Annotated in this window: 2 pseudogenes; one reads left to right on the top strand and one right to left on the bottom strand. The window is 65.5% G+C overall.

Going from position 1 to position 2677, the window contains the following annotated elements:
* Positions 1 to 1177 precede the first annotated feature (1177 nt).
* Positions 1178 to 2260: pseudogene (locus ACWD3C_RS48300) on the bottom strand (ISAzo13 family transposase); the annotation flags it as partial.
* On the opposite strand from ACWD3C_RS48300, the pseudogene ACWD3C_RS48295 reads away from it, so the two are divergent.
* Positions 2247 to 2600, top strand: a pseudogene (locus ACWD3C_RS48295) (ISAzo13-like element transposase-related protein); the annotation flags it as partial. The pseudogenes ACWD3C_RS48300 and ACWD3C_RS48295 overlap by 14 nt on opposite strands.
* Between the last annotated feature and the right edge of the window lie 77 nt (positions 2601 to 2677).

The raw sequence follows: 2677 nt of genomic DNA, 5'->3' as shown, positions 1-2677 counted from the left end.
CCCACCGCCCTGCGCATACCGCATACCTCCGGCATACCGCAACAATCATGAAACGTCAGATCCCCACCCGCCATAGCGAGTTCAACCTCAGTACCGCCTGAGCGGGAACGTGCACTGGGCGACGGCGCATGCCAGCCGGTGAACGATGTCGGAAAGCCGGATGAGGGAGAACCTCATGTCCGGATTGAAGCGGCGGGGACTGGAAACGGAGCAGCAGTCACCGCGCCAGTCCCCGACCCTACTCAGGCTGAGCCAATGTGCTGAACATTCAGTGCGGCTCCGCCTTCGGTGACACGCACGTCCGAATAATGTCAAGGGGCGCACTTGCGCCTCTTCGAGAAATCACTCGGTTCTACAGGGAGCGATACATGAATCCAAAGCGTCGGAAATCATCCGACCTTGGTCCGCTGCCGCCGCGAAGTAGAAAATTCACCCGCTCCGCGACGGCGTGCCTGACCCTTCTCATGCTGGGCATCACCAGCCCGGCACTCTCGACCGCGCACGCGGCCGAGACAAGTGTGAGCACCGGGCTCGCGTCAGCGGCTGATAAGTGCGACAAGGACAAGTGCAAGGGGAAGCCGGGTCCTGCCGGCCCTCCCGGTCCTGCTGGTCCTCCCGGACCGACAGGGCCGGTTGCGTGCAACCACATCGACACCTCAAACCTTCTGGCGAGCGACACGGAAATCTCCGTCGTCTCCACCACTGATGGCGAGGTCTTTGGGGGCACTCGCGCCAATGTCGCCAGTGGTGCGGACTATGTGTGGGATGAGCTTCCTGCTCTTCCCGCAGGTACTGCCCCGTGCACGGCCTCCGTCGTGTACTGGAACGCGGCAGAGCCGGATGTTCCGCCCACCACGGAGGTCGACCCCACAGTGCCCACCAACACCTGGTTCTTCAAGGTGCTTACCGTGGACGATCGCCTGTTCGAGCTGGGGGAATGTGCCTGGAATGGGACGGCATTCGTATCGCCGCCCACCGCCCCAGGCGATCCTTGTGGCGCGTGGCGTGAGATTACGCCTCAGCCAGTGCCGTAAGCCTGCGCCCGCTCCGGGACAAGAGGGCCTGAATAAGCGATCAGGCACCATCTGACAGCGAGGTGTGCCGTGCCCGGGTAATCGAGCACGGCACACCCCTATCGAGCCTATGACCTCAACACCGTTGCGTCAGGGCTTGCAGATCAATAACTCGCCGTCTTGATCTCCGGTTTGGGGATGCCGAGGTGTGTGGTGAGATCGTCGAGGGTGGCCAGTCGCGTCTCGGCGGGTTCGCTGGCGTGTCCGATGTCGTGGAGGAGCCGGCGGGTGTGGCTGATGGCCCGGTTGAGGGTCACGGGTGTCACGGTGAAGAGCGGGGCGATGACGACCTGGGGGAGTTTGAACCTCTGGTAGAGGATGGTGGCCAAGAGTCGGTCGACGAGGGTCAGGCCGGGGCGTCGACCGGTGTAGAGGCCGACGGCAGGGGTCTTCTGCCGGTCGCCGCCGCGTCGCTGCTGGAGGTCTGCTTCCCGCTGAGCCGCGCGGGCCGCAGCCAACTCGGTGACCAGCGAGTCCCACTGCCCGTGCGGGATGCCGGTGAGGGCGGGATGGATCAGCCAGTCGCGGCCGGGGCCGGCTTCGTTCTGGGGCGGGATCGGAAGGACGCCGTCCCGGCGATGTTCCTGGGGGCGGAGAGTGTAGTTCCAGTCGCCGTGCCAGTCATGGCGGCTCAGCGGCAGGGCGTTCAGTTGCCCGTCACTGATGCGGACGCCGGTCTCGTAGATGGCGGTGTCGAGTTCGGCGCGGACTGTCAGCCCCGTGCGGGTGGTGGTCGCTGCGATGCTGTTCACGATGACTTCATGGCTGGTCAGCGGCCTGCCCCGCCAGTTCATCGTGATGTGGGAGAACAGCCGGTGCTCGATTCGGTTCCACTTCGATGTGCCCGGAGGAAAGTGACACACGGTGATCTCCAAGCCGGTCTCGACAGCCGGCGCGGCCAGCTCGAACTTCCAGGCCCGGGGGCGGTAGCCGTTGGAGCCATCCGCGTCCGCGGTGATCAGCAGACGGTGCGAGCGCGGGTAGGTGTCGCGCCCGACCGCGTGCCACCAGCGGCGGACGGAGGCGACGGCGAAGGCTGCGGTGTCGTGGTCGGTGCCGACGTTGACCCAGCCCGCGTCCGCAGTCAGGTCGTAGATTCCGTACGGGATCGCCTTACCCAGATCGGCGTCGGGGAAGTCGTGGGTGTGAACCCGGACCGGATCACCTTCGCGACGCCACTGGTGGCCGGCCGGTGAACCCGTGCGGGTTGACGTCCATGACTTCCCCGGTGATGCACTGGGCAGGGCCCTGCCCTACGGCATTTACGACCTGACGGCGAACACCGGCTGGGTGAATGTCGGTACGGATCACGACACCGCCAGCTTCGCGGTCGAATCGATCCGCCGCTGGTGGAACGGGCAAGGACGCCTCGACTACCCGCAGGCCAGGCGGCTCCTGATCACCGCCGATGCGGGCGGATCCAACGGCTACCGCACCCGCGCCTTCAAGACCGAGCTGGCTGCGTTCGCCGCCCAGACTGGTCTGGCTGTCACGGTCTGCCACATGCTTCCTGAGTTCCGCAGTTGGTGGGCATGCGGATGAGCCGAGAACAGGGGTTGAGCTGCGGAAACGTCGGGATAGTGCCTGCGCGGGCGTGTGCCCAC

The sequence above is a fragment of the Streptomyces sp. NPDC002845 genome (assembly GCF_053591955.1).
Note: the sequence above shows the minus strand (reverse complement) of the source record. Positions and strands in the feature narration are given on the sequence as shown.